Below are 1339 nucleotides of genomic sequence, written 5' to 3' on the forward strand. Positions count from 1 at the left end.
GTGCCACCCGCCGCAACGGTGCCGATGGCTAACACTATTTCCTCGGTAGCCACATCTTTCAGGATATAGCCGGCGGCACCATACATCACCGAGGTCGAAATATATTCCCGGCTATCATGCATCGACAGCATCAGCACCCGCGCTGAAAGCTGTTTCTCCTTGAACAGTTCGAGTGCATCGATGCCATTGATCTGGGGCATGTTGATGTCCATCAGCACCACATGGGGTTGCGTGGCCACAGCCGCGTCAATACCCGCCACGGCAGACACTGCGGTTCCCACGACAGTGATGTGCTCGTACGTTTCGAGCACTGCCTTCAACCCGTCGAGGATGAGAGGATGGTTGTCGACAAGAAGAACCCGGATAGGATGAACGTTCATTCCGCAGCCTCCTGCACACGGTGGCCGCGGTCCTWCATAGCCGTCATGGGCAGGACCGCTCGCAGAACCGTTCCCTTGGCAGAGCTTTCCACATCAAGCCTGCCCCCGAAATGGGTCATGCGTTCCTGCATGTTTCGCAAGCCAAGCCCCTTGTCGGTCGCCATTTCGCTCTCTTTGCGGGTGGCCGGAAATCCGCGGCCATTGTCGCTGACGATCATCTGCACGCGTTCATCCCGGCTGGAGAACCTGATGGTGACCCGCGTCGCATTCGAATGACGCTCAATATTGGTCAGCGCCTCCTGCGCGACACGATAAAGGGCGACACGGGCTTCCGGAACTAGCATGTGCTTGAAGGCCACCGATTCCAGCGTTGCCGCGATACCGGTGCGTTCGGAAAAGCTTGAAATCAGTGCTTCTAAAGCCGCGGTCAATCCCAGGTCATCGAGAACACGTGGGCGCAGGTCGTGTGAAATACGACGGACCTCCTTGATCGCCTCGGTCAGTGCGGCCGCCCCTTTGCCGATAGCCTCTACAGCACCAACATTGTCCGGCGTCACCTTGCGCCGCGCAAGATCGATTGCGAAACGCACGCCGACAAGATTTTGAGAGATGCCGTCATGCAATTCCCGGGCAATGCGCAGGCGCTCCTCCTCCTGTGTATCAATCACCCGCTGCATCAATTCCTTGAGCCGACCATCCGCCATCCTCTGCTGGCGCAGATTGAGCAGCATGCAGGTGGCAAACACCAACAGCACGGCAGGAACTGCAAACAGCGCAACGATCAGAAAATTCCAGGTGATGGAATGGCGCAATTCTTCCTTGGCCGCCGCGGTCGCTGCAAAAACGTCATCCAGATAAACTCCTGTCCCGATCATCCAGCGCCACTTGTCGAGACCGGCCGCAAAGGACAGCTTGTCGGCCGTTTTCCGGGTCGACGGTTTCTCCCACTTGTACTGAAC

General features: G+C 57.7%; 2 protein-coding genes. Both read right to left on the bottom strand.

The window, feature by feature from the left end:
* The coding region (locus tag AB4Z23_RS27075; protein WP_441361132.1) for a response regulator at positions 1–380 on the bottom strand (380 nt) is incomplete at its 3' end.
* Positions 377–1339 (bottom strand): histidine kinase (locus tag AB4Z23_RS27080; RefSeq protein ID WP_441361133.1); only part of this gene is annotated, 963 nt, incomplete at its 5' end. The genes AB4Z23_RS27075 and AB4Z23_RS27080, both read right to left, overlap by 4 nt.

Origin of the sequence: Agrobacterium sp. MCAB5, assembly GCF_052114365.1 — a bacterium.
Lineage (GTDB): Bacteria > Pseudomonadota > Alphaproteobacteria > Rhizobiales > Rhizobiaceae > Agrobacterium > Agrobacterium tumefaciens.